The 18333-nt window shown below is 50.7% G+C and carries 13 protein-coding genes; 3 read left to right on the forward strand and 10 right to left on the reverse strand.

The genetic code is table 11. The features are described from left to right. Positions 1 to 7 precede the first annotated feature (7 nt). Entirely contained in the window at positions 8 to 1411 is a 1404-nt protein-coding gene (locus GCU44_RS15175) for a Gfo/Idh/MocA family protein (protein WP_154857321.1), read from the reverse strand. A gap of 325 nt (positions 1412 to 1736) precedes the next feature. On the opposite strand from GCU44_RS15175, the gene GCU44_RS15180 reads away from it, so the two are divergent. Together GCU44_RS15180 and araD1 are read left to right on the forward strand one after the other, a co-directional pair. After that, positions 1737 to 4631, forward strand: coding sequence for a PVC-type heme-binding CxxCH protein (locus tag GCU44_RS15180; protein WP_154857323.1), 2895 nt, complete (start codon positions 1737 to 1739; stop codon positions 4629 to 4631). Positions 4632 to 4969: 338 nt separating this feature from the next. Further along, positions 4970 to 5932 carry an AraD1 family protein gene (gene araD1, locus GCU44_RS15185; RefSeq protein WP_154857325.1) on the forward strand — a complete coding sequence of 321 codons (963 nt, stop codon included), beginning with the start codon at positions 4970 to 4972 and terminating at the stop codon, positions 5930 to 5932. Between the two features lie 227 nt (positions 5933 to 6159). Here the strand turns inward: araD1 and GCU44_RS15190 are convergent, their stop codons facing one another. After that, positions 6160 to 6339, reverse strand: a complete 180-nt coding sequence (locus tag GCU44_RS15190; RefSeq protein WP_143057685.1) for a hypothetical protein — start codon at positions 6337 to 6339, stop codon at positions 6160 to 6162. Positions 6340 to 6362: 23 nt separating this feature from the next. Continuing rightward, positions 6363 to 7862: a sulfatase gene (locus GCU44_RS15195; protein ID WP_241684971.1), complete on the reverse strand. Its 1500-nt coding sequence runs from the start codon at positions 7860 to 7862 to the stop codon at positions 6363 to 6365. A gap of 319 nt (positions 7863 to 8181) precedes the next feature. Here GCU44_RS15195 and GCU44_RS15200 point away from each other — a divergent pair, with 319 nt between their 5' ends. Then, positions 8182 to 10443 carry a ligand-binding sensor domain-containing protein gene (locus tag GCU44_RS15200; protein WP_154857327.1) on the forward strand — a complete coding sequence of 754 codons (2262 nt, stop codon included), beginning with the start codon at positions 8182 to 8184 and terminating at the stop codon, positions 10441 to 10443. Positions 10444 to 10481: 38 nt separating this feature from the next. Here GCU44_RS15200 and GCU44_RS15205 read toward each other — a convergent pair whose 3' ends face one another. The 7 genes from GCU44_RS15205 to GCU44_RS15235 form a co-directional block, all read right to left on the reverse strand. Continuing rightward, complete coding sequence (locus tag GCU44_RS15205) at positions 10482 to 12158, reverse strand: N-acyl-D-amino-acid deacylase family protein (protein WP_154857329.1); 1677 nt, start codon at positions 12156 to 12158, stop codon at positions 10482 to 10484. 149 nt (positions 12159 to 12307) lie between these two features. Beyond that, a complete protein-coding gene (locus GCU44_RS15210) occupies positions 12308 to 14263 on the reverse strand; it encodes a hypothetical protein (protein ID WP_154857331.1) in 1956 nt (651 codons plus the stop codon). A gap of 85 nt (positions 14264 to 14348) precedes the next feature. Then, a complete protein-coding gene (locus GCU44_RS15215; RefSeq protein WP_241684972.1) occupies positions 14349 to 15737 on the reverse strand; it encodes a sulfatase in 1389 nt (462 codons plus the stop codon). Positions 15738 to 15803: 66 nt separating this feature from the next. Next, positions 15804 to 16106 carry a hypothetical protein gene (locus GCU44_RS15220; protein ID WP_154857335.1) on the reverse strand — a complete coding sequence of 101 codons (303 nt, stop codon included), beginning with the start codon at positions 16104 to 16106 and terminating at the stop codon, positions 15804 to 15806. Between the two features lie 192 nt (positions 16107 to 16298). After that, complete coding sequence (locus tag GCU44_RS15225; RefSeq protein WP_154857337.1) at positions 16299 to 16682, reverse strand: PIN domain-containing protein; 384 nt, start codon at positions 16680 to 16682, stop codon at positions 16299 to 16301. After that, complete coding sequence (locus GCU44_RS15230) at positions 16679 to 16885, reverse strand: type II toxin-antitoxin system VapB family antitoxin (RefSeq protein ID WP_154857339.1); 207 nt, start codon at positions 16883 to 16885, stop codon at positions 16679 to 16681. The genes GCU44_RS15225 and GCU44_RS15230 overlap by 4 nt, the downstream gene beginning before the upstream one ends. A 176-nt stretch (positions 16886 to 17061) precedes the next feature. After that, positions 17062 to 18156 (reverse strand): hypothetical protein, encoded by a 1095-nt coding sequence (locus tag GCU44_RS15235; RefSeq protein WP_154857341.1) that lies wholly within the window; start codon positions 18154 to 18156, stop codon positions 17062 to 17064. Positions 18157 to 18333 lie beyond the last annotated feature (177 nt).

An 18333-nucleotide genomic window follows, 5' to 3' on the forward strand; every position in this document is an offset into this window, starting at 1 on the left:
TTTTCGGTTATTTGGGAAAAGAAAATGGTTCTCGGTAAATCTTGGATAGGTACGTATTGGCTTCGGGGTCGTTGGCAAACTGCTCGCTGTCTCCAAGGAATCTTAGTTCGCGCCCGACCCGGTAGGAAATATTGGCCAGCAGGGGAAGCGCCGAGGAATAAAATCCCTCTTGCATGGTGCATTGGAGTTGGTTTTGATCGCCGGAGCGAATGGCCTCCAGGAAGTTGGAAAAAAGTGTGGCTTCCTGCCCGGAATCGGCTTCTTTTGAGCTGACAAAGGGCTTGGTGTCCCGGTGGTGAAATGCCCTCCAGGAAGTGCCGGAAATCTCCAGCCAGCCTTCCGACCCGTAAAAAAGGTTTCCTACTTCCCTGCCCTCACTGCCCTCGTGGTTGGTGTACCTGCCACGGGCTTCGTATTCCAGCAGGGTCCCATCGGCATAGTTAAACAAGGCCGTTTGTACATTCGGGGTTTCCTGCATGGAAGGGTCGTGCCCGTAGGTTTCGACATCCCCATAGACCATGGTGCCGGGAGTGCAGGTATCGGGCATGCAGGCATCCCGATCAAAGCCATAAATCCCTCCCCTGGAATAAACGGTTTCGGGATGCTCGTGCTTCTGAAGTCCCCAGCGGGCGATGTCTAATTGGTGAGTTCCGGTATTTCCTGAATCTCCGTTGCCCGTATCCCAAAACCAATGCCAGTTGTAATGACTGCGCTTCTCATTGTAAGGCCGATACGGGGCCGGGCCCAGCCAAAGGTCGTAATGAAGGGAATCCGGAGGTGTACTGTCTTTTGCCGTACCGTAAGAATCGCGCAACTTATAGGTAAGTGCACGGGCCATGTACACCTTTCCAATGCCTCCTTCGTGCAGAAATTGGATTGCTTCTTGTACGTTGGTAAAGGCCCTGTTGGTCAACCCTACCTGCACCGTCAACTCACTTTTCTGAGCCGCCTCCACCATTTTCCTGCCTTCCCACAGGGTGTGGGATGCGGGCTTTTCCACGTAGACATGCTTTCCTGCCTCACAGGCCCAAACCGTGGCCAGGGCATGCCAATGGTTCGGCGTAGCCATGGAGACCGCATCGATTTCCTTGTTTTCCAGCACCTTTCTCAGGTCCCACTCCAGTTCGGGGCTGAGACCGGTTTTTTCTCTGACAATTTTTGCTTTGGATTCAAAAAGTGCTTCATCGGCATCGCACAGCACCTTTATCACCACATTGTGGCTATCCTTCAGGCTGCAGTAATTGTTGATATGTACGGTACCCTGGTTTCGGATTCCAATTTGGGCAAGGTGAATGCGGTCATTGGACCCCATAATGGAGGCATAACTTTTGGCACTGAAACCCAAACCAGCCATGGTGATCCCTGCGGAACCCAGAGCGGTCTTTTTTATAAATTCTCGGCGTTTTGTCATAAAGGATGTACTGTACGTGACGGACAAAGGGTTCCGAATACATTCGATTCAATCGGACATTCAAAGGTAGCGGGTTTAGAGGCCCACAGTTTCCTGGGTGAGCGATTACTCCCCGTGTTAGTGGAACGCTTCCTTACTTGCCTGGATCAAAGAATTCGGGCAAACGAAAATAGTCTTTTCGTTTTATTCATTTTTTCCTACTTTTAACTTCTTCTGAAAAGAAGTAACTCGTCAAAAGAAGTCATTACAAGAATAATAAAATACCATGAATTCTCCTAAAACATCCTATAGGTTGATTAAATCAACACGGTATCGCAGCAATAAAATGCTTGCAACGCTACTGACCCTTTGTATCAGCGGATTTTTCCTGAGCTGCCAAAAAGAGGCGCCAGCTCCTCCATTTTCCCTGGAGGAACGCTATTTTTCGGACAGTACAGGGCTGTATTTGCCCGGTGATCTGGAAGCCAGCCTATGGGCGGAGTCCCCTCAGTTTTTTAATCCGACCAATATGGATGTGGATGCGCGGGGCCGAATCTGGGTGACCGAAGCCCTGAACTACCGCTTGTTTCGGAACGACCCGGACAAATTCAAAAACCACGAGGAAGGAGACCGGGTGGTAATTCTTGAAGATAAAGACGGAGATGGAAAAGCGGAAACTTCCAACGTCTTTGTGCAGGACAGTGACCTGACCGCACCCTTGGGCATCTCGGTTATCGGCAACAAGGTCATCGTTTCGAGCGGTCCTTCCATTATCATTTATACCGACGAAAACGGGGATGATAAACCGGATAAGAAAGAAGTATTTTTAACCGGTTTTGGGGGATTGGACCATGACCACGGCCTGCATGCAGTGGTGGCCGGACCCGATGGCAAGTACTACTTTAATGCCGGCAATGCCGGGCCACATATTGTGACGGATAAAAGCGGCTGGACACTCCGCTCCGGAAGCTTGTACAATGGGGGTTCTCCGCATATGAAGGATAACAAACCAGGCATGGTCAGCGACGATGGAAAAATGTGGGTAGGCGGCATTGCCTTGCGGATCAATCCGGACGGCACGGGCATGACCGTGTTGGGCCATAATTTTCGAAATTCCTACGAGTTGGCCTTGGATTCCTATGGGAATATGTGGCAAAATGACAACGACGACGACGGCAATAAGGGCGTACGTGTTTCCTGGCTGATGGAAGGCGGCAATATGGGCTATTTCAATGCCGATGGGTCGCGGAGATGGCAGGCAGACCGCCGTCCGGGTCAGTCTACCGTAAGGGCACATTGGCACCAGGATGATCCGGGTGTCCTTCCCATGGGTGACAGCACCGGTGCCGGATCGCCTACCGGTGTTACTTTTTACGAAAGTGACTTGTTGGGAGAAAAATACCGCGGTACTTTACTGGCAGGTGAGGCAGGACGTAATGTCATCCTGGCCTACAAGCCGGAGCCAATGGGCGCCGGATTCCGGTTAAAACGCCACAACCTGATCACCTCCCTTAGGGAAGAAGAGGTGGAAGAAGCCCAAAGCCGGACCACTGGCGAAGATAAAACAAAATGGTTTCGCCCCAGCGATGTGGTGGTGGGTACGGACGGCGCTATCTACGTGGCCGACTGGTACGACGGGATGGTGGGAGGCCATCGCATGATCGACAGCATCGGGTATGGGCGCATTTACCGGATTACCCCTAAAGGCAAAAATTTACCGAAGCCTGAAATCGACCTAAGCAGCACCGAAGGGCAAATAGCAGCACTATTGAATCCTGCCGTTAATGTGCGAAATGCGGGTTTTGCGCTGTTGGCTGAAAAAGGAGACGCAGCTGTGGAAGCGGTAAAGGAAATCTTGAATGATGAAAATCCCTACCATCGGGCACGGGCCATTTGGCTGCTCGCAACGATGGGTGCGGAAGGCCTTGCTGTTGTAGAGGGTCAGTTGAAGGCCGACAACCCGGATCTCCGCATGACGGCTTTCCGGGCGCTGCGGCAGGCGAAGTCCGATTTCGTACCCTATGCCCGGCAATTGAGCAGCGATCCCTCTCCGGCAGTTCGCCGTGAAGTGGCGGTAGCCCTTCGGGATCTACCCCAGGATCAAGTAGAAGAAATTTTAATTGCCCTGGCCTCCCAGCACGAAGGCGGTGATCGGTACTACGTAGAAGCGTTGGGATTGGCCATGGATGGAAAAGAAGAAGCGATATTCCCGGTGCTGCAACAGGAACTGGGAGGGGATCCCCTTACCTGGAAACCCGGCTATGCCGACCTGGTATGGCGCTTGCACCCAAGCCAGGCGGTTGAAAGTTTGAAAGAAAGGGCGCTTTCGACCGAACTATCCGCTGCCGAGCGGCAGCAGTCGGTCGCTGCGCTGGGTTTTATTTCGGACCAAAAAGCCGTCAACGCCATGCAGGAAATAGCCGCCTCGGAGATCCTGGGGGTAAACGAACGGGCGCTCTGGTGGTTGCGGTACCGCAGAAACAACGAATGGAATGCCTTTGCCATGCAAATTCCCGAGTTGGAAGCCAATATCAGCCCGGAAATTCAGAAAGAGATGCTTGCATTGAAAGCCATTCTGGAAAGCCCTACTGCTTCCACGGCCGAAAAAATCAAGGCAGGAAAAGCCATGGCGGGGGACCGTATCGGGGGCATCATGCTGCTCTCCCTGGCAGAAAAAAAGGCCCTTTCCGAAGATCTAATGGGCGAAATCAGCCCGGAAATCTTTCAAAATCCGGAGCAAGCCACCCGTGTGCTGGCGGGAGATTATTTCACCCATGCCGCCAAACCTGATGCGCTATCCGTATCGGAAATTACCGCGCTGGAAGGGGATCCTACCAAAGGAAAACTGGTGTATCAGGGTAAATGTGCCACCTGCCATCGGATCGGCAATGAAGGCCGGAATATAGGACCGGACCTCAGCATGATCGGCGCCAAACTCGACCAGCAAGGTTTAATGGATGCCATTATCAACCCAAGTGCCGGGGTAGCTTTTGGCTATGAAATGTGGATGGTAACCCTCAAAGACGAAACGGTAGCGGCCGGTTTTCTTCAGGCAGACGGCCCCATCGTGGTATTGGAGGGGATGCAAAACGAAGCCTATAATATCCCTTCCGAGGAGATCGCTTCCCGGAAACGTTTTGCCCGTAGCATCATGCCGGAACCTGCGGAACTGGATATGGACGAAGCAGACGTAGCCCATCTTACCGCTTACCTGGTGGGGTTGAATTCGGAGGGGGATTAGCCTTCGACAAGCTCAGGGAGGAGATTGAGAGGAGATGGAAGGGAGATGGAAGGAGATGGAAGGAGATTGAGGGAGATTGAGGGAGATTGAGGGGAGATTGGCCTTCGGCGGGCTCAGGCGACAGCCTTCGGCGGGCGCAGGAACCAGATTGAGGGGGGCTGGGGAAAGAACATAGTTGCTTGGGTAATTAAACGATGGGTAACCGGGAAATTCCATTTTAGTAGGTACAGCCGCTCTCTTTTTCCGACTTGAAAAATCCCTTTCGCTGGCTTTTTCTCTTGTCTTTTATACCGAACCATGCTACCTTTTCCGTTTCCGTAACCTAAATCCATTTACTCGTGAGAATTGTACAATTTAAAAATGCGGACAACACCACCCAGGTAGGCCTGGTAGACGGAGATCACCTCCGTGTTGTAACGGATATGCAAAGTACCTACGCGTTGACGCAAAAGGCCTTCGAAACGGGCAAATCCCTCGTCGAACTCGTTGAGGACCGGGCTGGCACCGAAAAGATCGCCTATGAGCCCCTGATAGCCAATAACCAAATTCTCCTTCCGCTCACCCATCCGGATCCCTACCGTTGCTGGATTACCGGAACCGGCCTGACACACCTGGGGTCAGCCGCCTCACGTAACAAAATGCACCAAAAACTCGCCAGCAGTGATCCCGATGAATTGACCGACTCCATGAAGATGTTTCAGATGGGATTGGAAGGAGGTAAAATGAACAATGGCGAACCCGGCGTGCAGCCCGAATGGTTTTACAAGGGCAACGGGCTTTGTGTGGTTCCCTCCGGAAAACCCCTGGTCTCCCCTTCCTTCGCCCTGGACGGCGGCGAGGAACCCGAACTGGCCGGGCTATACCTCATTGATCCGGATGGCAAACCCTTTCGTGCAGGTTTTGCCATTGGAAACGAGTTTTCGGATCACAAAATGGAAAAGATCAATTACCTCTACCTGGCCCATTCCAAACTCCGCCAAAGCGCCTATGGTCCGGAAATGCTGATCAGTGAACTGCCGGATCACCTGCAGGGGCGTAGTGCCATAAAAAGGGGAAATGCGGTGATCTGGGAAAAGGAATTTCTGACCGGAAATGCCAACATGAGCCACAACATAGAGAACCTGGAACACCACCATTTCAAATACGAACTTTTCAGACAACCGGGAGATGTGCACGTACACTATTTCGGAACGGCCGTGGCAAGCTTTGCCGATGGAATCGTGGTGCAGGATGGAGATCGGTTCGAAATCAGCATTCCGGAATTTGGAAAGCCGTTGGTCAATCCGCTGAAGCAGTTGTAGGGACTTCGACGGGCTCAGTCACCGGTCTTCGACGGGCTCAGACACCGGCCTTCGACAGGCTCAGACACCTGATTGACGAGAAGTTAAAAAAAAAAGACACTGGGTTTGGGGTACTGCTGGCGCAGGTTAGAAAAGGAATCGTTCGAACCAATACGGCAACCGGCCTGGAAAACAAGCCTTTCCTGGGTTGCCCCCTGGTGGGCTTGTGTCGATGTTTTGGCTGACCGCTAGCTGCGCTGCTTTTTCCAGCTAATTCGTATAAACCAATAGCTCAGGGTGATCAAAAATAGCAGGGAACTTATCCCGATTCCCCCGGAATACATTGGGTGTCCGTGTAGCACTTTTAATGCCGCAAATCCAGTTACACTTAATGCCAGGATGGCCAGTAAAATACGCATTTTTTTCATCCTTTTTTCGGTTAGTTTTTAGCTTACCTACGAACATTCCCTTGGACCTCATCCAGGGCATTTCGCAGGCTGTCCAAAACGGCCGTGTGGCTGGCTTGCCCAACCAAATTGTTCCATTCTTCCGGATCGGTGGCATGGTCGTAAAGTTCTTCGTTGCCTCCGTCGGTGCTGCTTCCCCAGCGGGTGTACCGCCACCGACTCGTGCGCAAACTCGACCCCCCATTGGCAATGGTGTAGGCGTACCGCTGTACCGAACTTTCAGCCGATCCCTTTAATTGCGGTTCCAAACTCTTTCCTTGAAGGATGGAGGGCGTTTCGGCCGAATATCCCGCCAATCCCACCAGGGTTGGATACAGGTCCAGTAATTCTGTAGTCGTTTCGGAAATGCTTCCATAGGTCTTCTCAAAGGCCTTGCCGGGAACGGAAACGATTAGCGGCACCCGGATGCTCCCCTCCCACAAGCTGCTTTTTGACCAACAATCGTGCTCACCCAGGTTGTATCCATGATCCGACAGAAATACCACAATGGTTTCGTTTCGTAGGTCCAGTCTATCCAGGGCATCCAACAACCTGCCCACTTGTTGATCCATAAACCGTACGCTGGCCAGGTAAGCCCGAATGGCTTTTCGCTGCTGCAAGGCATCCATACCCCAGATTTTTTCGTTTTGCCTGCGAAGGGCCATCTCGGGTACATTTTCACCAATTTTGACCGGAGGTAACACCACCTCTTCCAGCGAATACGGGGAGAAACTGCTTTCCGGTGCGATCAACGGCACATGGGGGCGCACAAAGCCAACTGCAAGAAAAAAGGGGGCTTCTTTCTTTATCCGCTGCTTGTTGGTACCATTGGCTGGTAATTTTCCAGCCCTGTTTTCCAACACCGCAATGGCCTGACTGGCAGCCAGGTAGTCCGTCTGCGTTCCTTCCAGGCTATCGGCAATTACCATCTGGGCAAAATTAGACCCATAATGGTTGTTTTTGGGAGAAAGCAGTTCCAGATTGCCCGGACTTAAGGTCTCTGGACCCAGTACATTGTAGGCATAGTCCCAGGAATCCGGATCATCCCCTCCCGGCTCCCCCCGCTCGATGCCACCGGGAACACCCATGTGAAAGATCTTTGAAATCCTGGCGGTGAAATACCCTTGCTCCCGAAAAAACCCGGCCAGAGAAGGGTGGTTTGCCAACGCCGGCGTTTCCTCTCGATAGCTGCCCAATTGATCGTTGTTTCGCGTCACTCCGTTGGTTTCGGGATACAGGCCGCTCATCAGGGAAGCCCGCGACGGACCACATAACGGAAACTGGCTGTAAGCCCGGGTAAATCGGACTCCGGCTGCCGCCAGTCGGTCCAGATTTGGGGTATGGTCTGCCACCTTCATATACGGACCGATTCGGGTATTCAGGTCGTCCGAAATAATAAGCAAAATATTGGGCTGCTGGGCCACTGCTAGCGGCGAAGCAAGTCCATAAGTCATTAAAATCGTCAGTTGGATAATCAATCCATACCAGCCCTTATGTACCTTCATAGCTGTCGTTGTTGGGAATTAACATTCAATTAAAGCAGGTAGAACCTTTCCGAAAACCGGGAACAAACCCCTACGGAAGCCGTTTTCGAAGGGTAATGGATCCCTTTTCCCGCATACATTACATTGGGATAAATATACCGTATTTTTTTTGGATCGCTGGCTAGTCCCCCGCTCCTCCTTGTACTTCAAGGCTAGTTTTTTTATGCATCCATTGGTACCAACTCACTGTTTTCCAGTAATACACAGAAAGCATATCCGAAGTATAACCGTACACGGACCAGGCCTACCACCGTTCTTAAAAAATATCACCCGTTAAAAAATGAAGCCCACTTTCCTCCTCTCGCTCTTACCGCTTTTGCTGCTCGCCAGTGCCTGCAAGCAACAAAAAGCTGCTGACCGTTCCACTGCCGACGTCAAAAAAAGCCATGCCGATACCCTTTTCGTCCAAGAATACCACGAAGGGTTTATTGTCAGTAAAGAAATGACTGGTGCGAACGACGTACGGGCCATTCATGTGGACCGGGACAAAGCCGTTTGGATCGCCACCAGACAAGGGGTTTTTTCCAAACAACCCAAATCCGACGAATGGCAGCAAAAAATACCGGATAGAAACCCCGGACCAGCGTACGACCTGGATTCAGACGCCTCCGGACGCGTGTGGATCGCCGCCTGGGACGGGGTGTATGTAGTTGACGGAAAGGAGCTATCGAAAATGCCCGGACCAACACCACCCATTGCGCGCGTTCACGCCACCGAACAGGGAGTGGTTGCTTTGGGACCGCATGGAATATGGCTTTTCCAGGAAAATCAATGGAAAGAAAAGGACTATACAAAGGCCCGAAGCATGCGGGCCGTCGCTTCCGATAAGCAGGGCGGACTATGGATCGGTACCGACGTGGGGCTCTATCACTGTACCGCGCAAGAGACAAAGGTGTTTCAGGCAAACGAAGACTTGATTAGCGCCTACGTACGTGGAATGGACTTTGACGAATTGGGCAACCTTTGGGTAGGAGGGCTCGGAGGCGTCACCATCCGGAATGGGAATCGGGTCATTGGCAAAAAGGAACCGGCAAATGGTATCACCAACGCCAACGTAAATGTGGTAAAAAGGGCTCCTGACGGAACCATGTGGGTAGGTACCGACTACGGAATTACGCGATTTCAACCCGGAAAGGAAGAATACTCCGTCCGACTAAGTAGACGATGGCTGGTAGCCGACGAGGTGCGGGACATTGACTTTGACGGAAACGGCAATGCCTGGGTGGCCACTTCCGCAGGAGTCAGTGCGATACGGAGGCAAGCCATGACCCTCTCACAGAAGGCAGCGTATTTTTACGACCAACTAATCAATCGGCACGTCCGGGAACCCTGGATCGTCGGGAGATTCAAATTGGAAGTACCTGGCGACACGTCCACACTGGTGGCCGACGACGACGATAACGACGGGGAATACACCGCCATGTACCTGGCCATGGAGTCCTTCCGCTATGCGGTCACCGGAAGTGAGGAGGCCAGAGAGCGGGCAAAAAAAGCCTTCGATTTTTTACACCTTTTGAGGGAAGTGACGGGCATGGACGGCTTTTTTGCCCGAACCGTTGTTCCAGCCGACTGGGACAAACCCGTACACGATGGGAACCGAACGTACAGCCCCCAGGAATATGCCGAAGAAATTATCCGCAACCCAAGACAAAAACCAGTTGAAATTCGCTGGCATCGCTCGCGGGATGGCCGGTGGTTGTGGAAAGGAGATACCAGCAGCGACGAGCTCTCGGGCCATTTTTTTGGTTACTACTGGTATTATTTCCTGGTTGCGGACGAGGAGGAAAAAGCGCGGATTGCCAGTCATGTGGAGAAAATCATGGATCACCTGGTGCGCAACGATTTTTACCTGATTGGCGTAGACGGAAAGCCCACCAAATGGGGCGTCTGGTCTCCTCAAAGCCTGAATGAAGATCCGGAATGGGCTCCGGAACAACCCCTAAACTCTTTGGAAATTCTTTCCTTTCTGAAATTCGCCCATGCAATTACCGGTAAGAAATCCTTTCAGGATGCGTACCTGCGTTTGATAAACGAACACGATTATTTGGAAAATGCAAAGAAATTATTCACCACCAATCCCGCCTGGGAAACCTATTTTGACACCTACCTCGCTCTTTATACCTACCCGCCTCTGCTACAGTTGGAAGAAGATCCTGAGTTGGCTGCTGCCTACCGGCAACACCTGGATCAATGGTTTTTAAAATTCAAGGAAACAAAAAGTCCCCTTTTAAATTTCACGTATAACCTGCTAACTGGCGGTACGGAGGAATTGGCAGCCTCCATATTCTTTCTTCAGGATGCACCGCTCAGTTTGGTCGATTGGGAAATTGACAATGGTCGCAGAGAAGACCTGCAACTGGTGCGATCTCCCATATTGGAAGAAGTGCAGGTTAATCAACTCCGACCGCCGAGCGAGTACCGGACCATGCGCTGGGACCGGAACCCCTACTTTGCCCTGGCCGGAAATCCATCCCAGGAACGGGAACCGGTGTACTGGCTCCTACCCTATTGGATGGGAAGGTACCAGCAATTGATACGGTAAGCCCGGTAAAAACCACGAACAACCCTGCCGAATTCCGGTCAGTTGGGATGGTAGCCGGGTCCTCGTACCACCCTACCGGGCAGAGCACCCGTATGTTGCCCATCCTTGAGCACCTGCGTCCCGTTAACAAATACGTGCATCACTCCAGTCGCGTACCGCATGGGATCCTCGTAGGTCGCCCGGTCTTGGATTTCACCCGGGTCAAACAAGACCACATCCGCAAAAAAGCCCTCCTTCAGGGCACCTCGTTTTTTAATTCTCAAATTGGTAGCCGGCAGGCTGGTGAGCTTGTAAATGGCCTCTTCCAGGGGAATTACGTTTTCGTCGCGAACGTATTTTCCCAAAAGCCGGGCAAAATTCCCAAAGGCACGGGGGTGGGTACTGGATTTAAGAAAAACCCCTTCTGGCGCCAGGGATCGGGCATCCGATCCAAAACTCATGTAGGGCAGCCGCAATTGCTTTTTCACATTTTCTTCCGACATCAAAAAGTAAACGGCTCCCACCCTGCTTCCGTCCTGAACGACCAGGTCCATGGCGGTTTCCACCGGAGAGGTCTTGCGCATTTCCGCCACCTCCGCCAGGGATTTGCCGGTCAGGTATTTCAGGCTATCGTTCTTAAACCCAATCAGGAGGATGTCCTCGTAGGTCTCCACCCCCATTAGTAAGCTCTCCCATTCTGTCGTGGGAGTGACCATTTCTTTCAACAGGCGTTTTCGGACGATCGGGTCCTGCAAGCGCTCCGCCCACTGCTCGTACCCGCCCTCCTGCACCCAGGGCGGCATGGAGGCATCGAGCCCGGTAGATCCGGCGGTATAGGTGTACATGTTTGCGGTGACCGTCAATCCCGCTGCGCGGGCCGAATCAATCGTGTTTACCACCACATCAAACTTGTCCCAATTTTCCTTGCCGGCCATTTTCAAATGGTATACTTCCGCCCGAATACCGGCCTCCTCTGCGATCCGAATCAGCTCGTCCAGGCTTTCCAGCAGTTGGTTTCCTTCGCTACGCAAATGGGAGATGTACATGCCTCCGTAGCTGGCGGCCACCTTGCTGAGTTCAATCAACTCCTCGGTAGTGGAATAAAAGGCAGGAGCGTAGATCAACGAAGAGCCGATGCCCAGGGCACCCTCTTCCATGGCCTGCCCAACCAGTACTTTCATGAAGTCCAATTCTTCTACCGTGGGCGCACGGTTTTCGAAACCCACCGTATGGATGCGAAGGGTCGTCGCCCCCACAAAGGAGGCCACATTTGGAGACACGCCCTTTTTCACAATAAAATCCAGGTACTCGCCCAGTGAGGTCCAGGAAATCGGAAATGTAACATCCCCCTGCTGCCTCAGCATATCCGCTTTCATTTGCTCACTCAGGGGTCCCATGGACGTACCTTCTCCAAAAACCTCCAGGGTAACTCCCTGGCGGATATCACTTTGCGACCTTCCGTCTTCGATCAGGGATTCGGTCGCCCAGCTGAGCATGTTGATAAAACCGGGAGCCACCACCAGTCCCGTTGCGTCAATTTCTATTTTCCCCTTGGCTTCCGAAAGGGCCCCGATGGCGGCAATCGTGTCTCCCCGGATACCAACATCCGTGGTAATTGCCGGGCTGCCCGATCCATCGACGACTTGTCCGTTTCGGATCAATACATCGTAGGGCTCCGGAGTGGTGCAGCCGTATACCAGGATGAAGGTTGCGAATAAGGGAAGTAGTGGTCTCATATACGTGTTGATAAAAGGTACGTCCAATCGCCCCGGCCCATTTCACCACTAAAACTAGCAAAAATTAGCCAAGGCTCCGAATCCATCCCAACTGGCATCGAAATGGTTAGCAAGAATAAGCAAAATGGATCGGTTCCCTTCCACTGTAACTAGTCGCTGACTTCCCGTAGTAACCCATCAAAATCCAGAAAAAGGGTTTTTTCGTGATACCGAAAGGTGAGCGTCTGATCTTTTCGGTCGGCCTGTACGTAGGGGGAATCGTACCTGCGGTAGTTCGTATCCACCACTTTCCCGTCCACCACAAAGTCTTTACCAAAGGCCAATTCGTAGCGCTTCCCGTTTGACCGATAGGTCAATGCTAGCGCTTCCCGGTCAAACGCAACGGGGTTGGCCTTGACCCGCTGCACAAAAGCTGCAAAGGAGCCATCCGTTCCTGCAGCACCGGCCTCGGTAATCCAATAGGTTCGTTTGCCATGTTGGACCAGGTTATCCGTGGTACCTTCCCGAAGCTCAAAAGGCTCCGCACCGATCATGGCGCAATAGGTTTCGCCTTTCTTACCAAAGACGTACCTCCCGTCCAGCAGGGCCGAATCAAATTTGCTTGTGGGGAAATAGGCATGTGTATACCCCAGTAAGTCCATTTCCATCCAGCCCTTTTTCTCCGGGAGGGCATACAGGGAGAGGTTTACATTTTCGTCTTGCACGCTGTGGGGGATGCGCCCGTAGCCCACCCAATAGTTGGGAGATTGGTTGGGCACCCCTTTTTCCAGAGCAGGGTGGGTATGAAAAATACCAAAGTGATTGCGAATATTCATCCCAAAGACGTGCTGTTGGTCCCCATAGGTCCCGGGGTGGTAGCCCTGGGCCGTGTATAGGGTGTAATCGTTGGTTCGGTAGGTGTAGGTATTGCCTTTCTGAATGGCCACCCCATCCGATTGAGGCTTAAGCAGGCGACTAATGATGGGTTCCAACCGCAGCCACCGTAGCAGGGAAAAATCCATCATTTTAAAATCCGCCAGAAAATCGTTTGAAAACATCCGGTAAGTGCGAATGTGGTGCAGGGAATTTCGGATCACTTCGGGATTGGTAAATGCCTCCATTCCCCATTGCATCATCATGCTGCGGTCATCGGTCCCACCAAACCCTTCGGCATGCAATTCCGAAATATCCAATCCATTGCTTTGCTTGATGACCTGAACGGAGGAATCTTTCGCAATTTCAGAAAAAACAGTAGGGATCGTGTAATTCGGACTTTTGAGCAATCCATAGGTCATTCCAGGACCCGGGTCCTGTCCCTCCCCCCAAAAATAATGGATCAGCCTTCCCAGCGTGGACTGACGCCCCCCTTTTCGGTTGCCTTCGTAAGCCCTCCCGCTGGCACTGACGAATAGCGTATGGGCACTCTGGGAAGCCATGTCGTAAAACAACAAATCCAGGATCATTTTACTTTTCACCACAACCGCTTCGTCCCGGGCAAAATCAATCAGATTAATCAGGGCGGCGATATCTTCTACGTAATACGTTCCCGAATAGAACTCCGTAAACCCGTAATTCCACCGCATTTCCAACCAATCCAGGATCCGTTTCCTTGCCTTTTCTACGTGCTGTCTACCGGTCAGTCCACTGTTGGAAAAAACACGATCCGGATATTTTTGCCCAATCAAATATTCCGCAGATGCAAAGAGAATTTGGTGGTTTTCACTCCAATAGCACATGGAATTTTCCCCGGGCTCGTCCCACCAATACCGGAAATTGAACAACACCTCCTGGGTTTGTTTCTGATAGGATTCGGGCATGCGATCCTCCGCTTCGTACAAAATCCGGATAAGATTCACCAGCCTAAAATCCGCACAATCGTACTCGTTTCGAATGTATTCCAACCCTCCCTCCAATTGCCCCCAATCCACCGCTTCTTTGCCGTTTGCCAACTGGTAATACAATTCATTGATTTGCAAATTGATTTCTTTTTCCGGACGCACCGGAAGTATCTTGTACCCGGAAATCCGGATGTAATCCAACAGAAAGGTGATTGCAAGAAAAACTACCAGCAACAACAGCACGAATGTACCTTTGCGGTAGTTTCCAGAAGGATCATTTTTTCGCATTTCGTATATTTTTGCAGCAACCTGTCCGATCGAACAACCCGTCCCTAAAGCCGATGACTGTTTGGAAGACTACCCTTGCTTTTTTTTACTGGCTATCCCTGATTTTCTGGTTTCGAAAATAGTCATTATTATCGTAGCGGGAGGCTTCGGCCCATTTTACATTCGTTTTCGGCAGTAATTTTCTCAATTCCACTTTGACGGAGGCATACATTTCCGCGGCGGCCTGGTTGAACCATTCGTTGGGGTCTTTCCTCAGATCGTACAATTCTTCGGCCCCGTCCTCGTAACGAATGTACCGGTAGTCGTTGGTCAGGATGGCGTGGTTGTCTCGAGCCCAGGTACTAATGGCATGGGTCTGCCAGTTCTTATCCGGCTCCGCCAGCAAGGGAAAAAGGCTGCGGGCCTCTATGTGGGGCGGCGCTGGAAGCCCTGCGAGTTCGGCCAGCGTGGGATAAATCGCGAATAACTCCACCGGCGCATCCACTCGTTTATTTTCCGGGATACCGGGACCGGCAAAGACAAGCGGAGAAAGGGTAGCCCGGTTCCAGAGCGCCACTTTGGCAAAGGTACCCTTTTCTCCCAGGCGGTATCCGTGATCGGACCAGAGTACTATCAGGGTATTTTTGGCGTGTTTACTTTCTTCGAGGGCGGTGAGCACTTCCCCGATGTAGTGGTCCACAAAGGAAACACTGGCCAGGTAGGCGTGAAGAATGTTTTTCCATTGCCTGTTTTCGATGGCCCAGCGGGTGGTAGGCATCATGGGTAAATCGTCTATTTCCAATGCTATCTGCGGCAGGTCATCCCTGTCATTTTCCAGGTACGGCGGGTAATGAATGCGTGCGGTATCGTACAGGTCAAACCATTTTTGAGGCACGTGCCAGGGGACGTGGGGGCGAAGGAAACCTACGGAAAGAAAAAAGGGCTGCTCGTAGTCCCGCTGCAAGCGTTCTATGGCCCATTTGGCGGAGCGGTAATCGGGCATCTGCTCGTCCCGCTCGGGAAAGGCTCCCCAATCGGTAGAGGTTCCTTTTTTATCCCAGTGGAAGGTTTGTGCCGGTTTGGGACCAAAGCCCGCTTCCCTCCCGCCACTTTCATCCAATAAACCGTCGGGCGCGTGATTATGGAAAATTTTCCCTACACCCATGGTGTGGTAGCCCGCATCCTTGAAGTATTGGTGCAGCAAGGTGATCTTTTGGGTAGCCTCGTTGGTTTCCTTGATTTCATTGTCATCGATAAACCCATAAATCCCTGTGGTGGAAGGCCTGAGTCCGGTCATGATGGACATTCGGGAGGGACTACACATGGGGGCCTGACACTGGGCATTGGCAAACAACAGCCCCCGGGCTATCAGGCGGTCCAGATTGGGGGTAAGGGCATCCGGATGGCCCATCCCGCCGATAAAATCGTTCAGATCGTCCACGGCAATCATCAGGATATTGGGTGGTGAGGCTTGCTGGGCCTGTAACCAACCCATGTTTAGAAAAAGTAACCAAATAAAACAGGTTAAAACAGGGTCGATTTTTTTCATTACAGGCAACATTCAGATGAATTCCATGTGGTAAAGTACCAAAAACAAGAGCACCAGGTTTAGTACCATCCTTAAAATAGCAAATAACCAGTTCGTATGCGTATTTCTTTCTTCTTCGTCGTTCAAGACCTGGTAAAAAAGTATGCCTATCAGAATAAAATTAACGGTCAAAATAAGTAATGACAGGTACCCCACCCAACGGGGCCAGTTCAAATATACCATCAAACCATTGAGTACATAGGCAGTCATGGTCAGGACACTCGTATTGTTGTGCAATTCCCTGGGATGAAAAAAGGATAGTGGATTGACTTCCATGAATTTAAATTGAATGAAAAATTCGGAAAAATCAAGTAAAGGGGATTTATAGTATGACCTAAGCATTTTCCTCTGAGGCCAAATGACCGGTTAGCCAACGGGTATAATTCGTACAGCTTCATTAGAGATTGAAGGAAAAAGATTGAGGGAGATTGAGTGAGATTGAAGGAAGGAGATTGATTGAGGTTGGTTTTAAGTATAAAACAACAAATCATACCCCACAATTTGCTTCAGTTTTTTATCCAAGGTCCAAAGTTGGCGTTCGTTTTTCTGTACGGCATTAAAAATTACCGCATCGATTATTCCTACTCCATGATGAACCAAGCCAGCATGATACGAAAGTAAACCAGATGCCATCACCAAAAAAGGTTCATCCAAAGTAGGAACCAACGAGGCATATTCCAGAATACCATTTACCTCTCTTTTGCTTTTTGCACCTTGCAACAGTTCGGCAAAAATAAGCTCAAGGCCGAACACCCGGCCATTCTCAAGAAGTTCCTGACAAACATCAAAGTATTTGGGATTTCCTTTCAGGTATTCCATCCAGATGGAGGTATCGAACACAACACCTCTCATTCGCGATTCAAGTCCCGTATTTCCTTCGAAGCGTACCTAAACGCCAATGGATCATTCAAAACCGTGGCTCCCAGTTGCTTGATTTTTTGGGTTCTGATGTAAGCAATTAAAGCGATTTTTACCGTTTCTATGATGGTATCTGCCCTGGATAATTCCATGGCTTCCGCTATCAACTCGTCAGGAATAACGGCTGTAACTTTCATAGCATTAACTATTTACGAGTATACGATAACTATCGTATTATCAACAGCTAGTAAAAGTAACATGCGAAACAATTTGGACTTAGAAGTTTTACCTAAATATTGGTGGAGCTATAAGCGATTTATCTCCCACACTAGTAAAAACCAATAGTCTCTCCTTTGCACCAGGCATCCCTTTACTACTCAGGACTCCAGCCATGCTTCTCCAGAAACTGCCGTACCTGACGCTCCACAAAACTGTTTTCATGGGGTATCATTTCGCCTAGTGCTTCATTTAATTTGGCTGAATTAACACCGTGAACCGTATATAACTTCAGTAACTTTACCAGCTGTGGACCATTCACCTGGCTAAGATTTTCTATTGAATGATCCACCACGGCCGGATCTAAATGGGCTGCTTCTGCCAATTGATCAAAAATAAGGTTTTCTATGCCATGGTCCACCTTACCGATAAGCTTGAAAAGCTGAAGCTGTAACTCCTCCGATTCCAATTGTTCACTAGTAAGTGATTTCAACACCATGTAGGACTGGAAATATTCATCCTCAAGCAATACTCCCATCAATTCATCAATCAACCCCTCATTTAGCTCCTGGAGTAAGCCAAGCCGTTCCAATGCCCAGGTCCGGTCACTTTGATCCGTACTTTGCAGGATTTCGATAAACAAACACGGATCAAGTTGTTTTTCCGTCAGTTCCATGACCTGCTGTTGGACCGGACCATGGACTACCTGGTATAGTTTATGGGTCGTATAGGCAGCTCCGGGTACCACATATTCCAGCACATCCTTAGCCGTAGCTCCTGATACCCCATCTACTGAATGCGCATCCGTCTCCGAATGACCCACCAAATCTTCCAGGGAATACGTGCCCAAAGGAAGAAAGGGATCTGCCAGCAGGCGATGCAATTCCTCGTATTCCATCGTAGAAAAGGGCTCGTGGTCGTATTTGCTCAGGTACTCCCCATCCAGCAGTTCAAAACCCAGGTACCTGCCTGTGATGTTCCAGTAAACCCGTATTTTCAAGGGACGGCACGTGTTATCATAGCACACGCCGGTATGAAGATCCATAAAATAATTCAGGGGAATACCCGCTGCACCCTCTTTCGGAGTCATTTCTTGCCGGTTTAAGGAATCGTTGATGGATACAGTGATCAACCGGGAGGAATCCGCTATGGGTATGGTCGCAGGTTGAAAATACCGGATATCCTCTTCTTTTTCGTAAAAAAACAGGATCAATGAAAGTCCGATCAAAAATCCCTTTATCCAATGGATCATTTATCGTTGATTTGTAAGTAATGCTCAGGCCTCCGGCACAATCCCCCCATGTTCTCTCAGTAAATTTTTTAACGCATCGGTATATGGCTGGGAATTTTGACAGGTTGTAAATGTAGGTTTTTGTTTTGAATTTTGCCATGCCGGTCCGAAACGGAAGTGGGCGCTGCTGAGGAGCAA

Source organism: Cyclobacterium xiamenense, from assembly GCF_009467825.1.
Lineage (GTDB): Bacteria > Bacteroidota > Bacteroidia > Cytophagales > Cyclobacteriaceae > Cyclobacterium > Cyclobacterium xiamenense.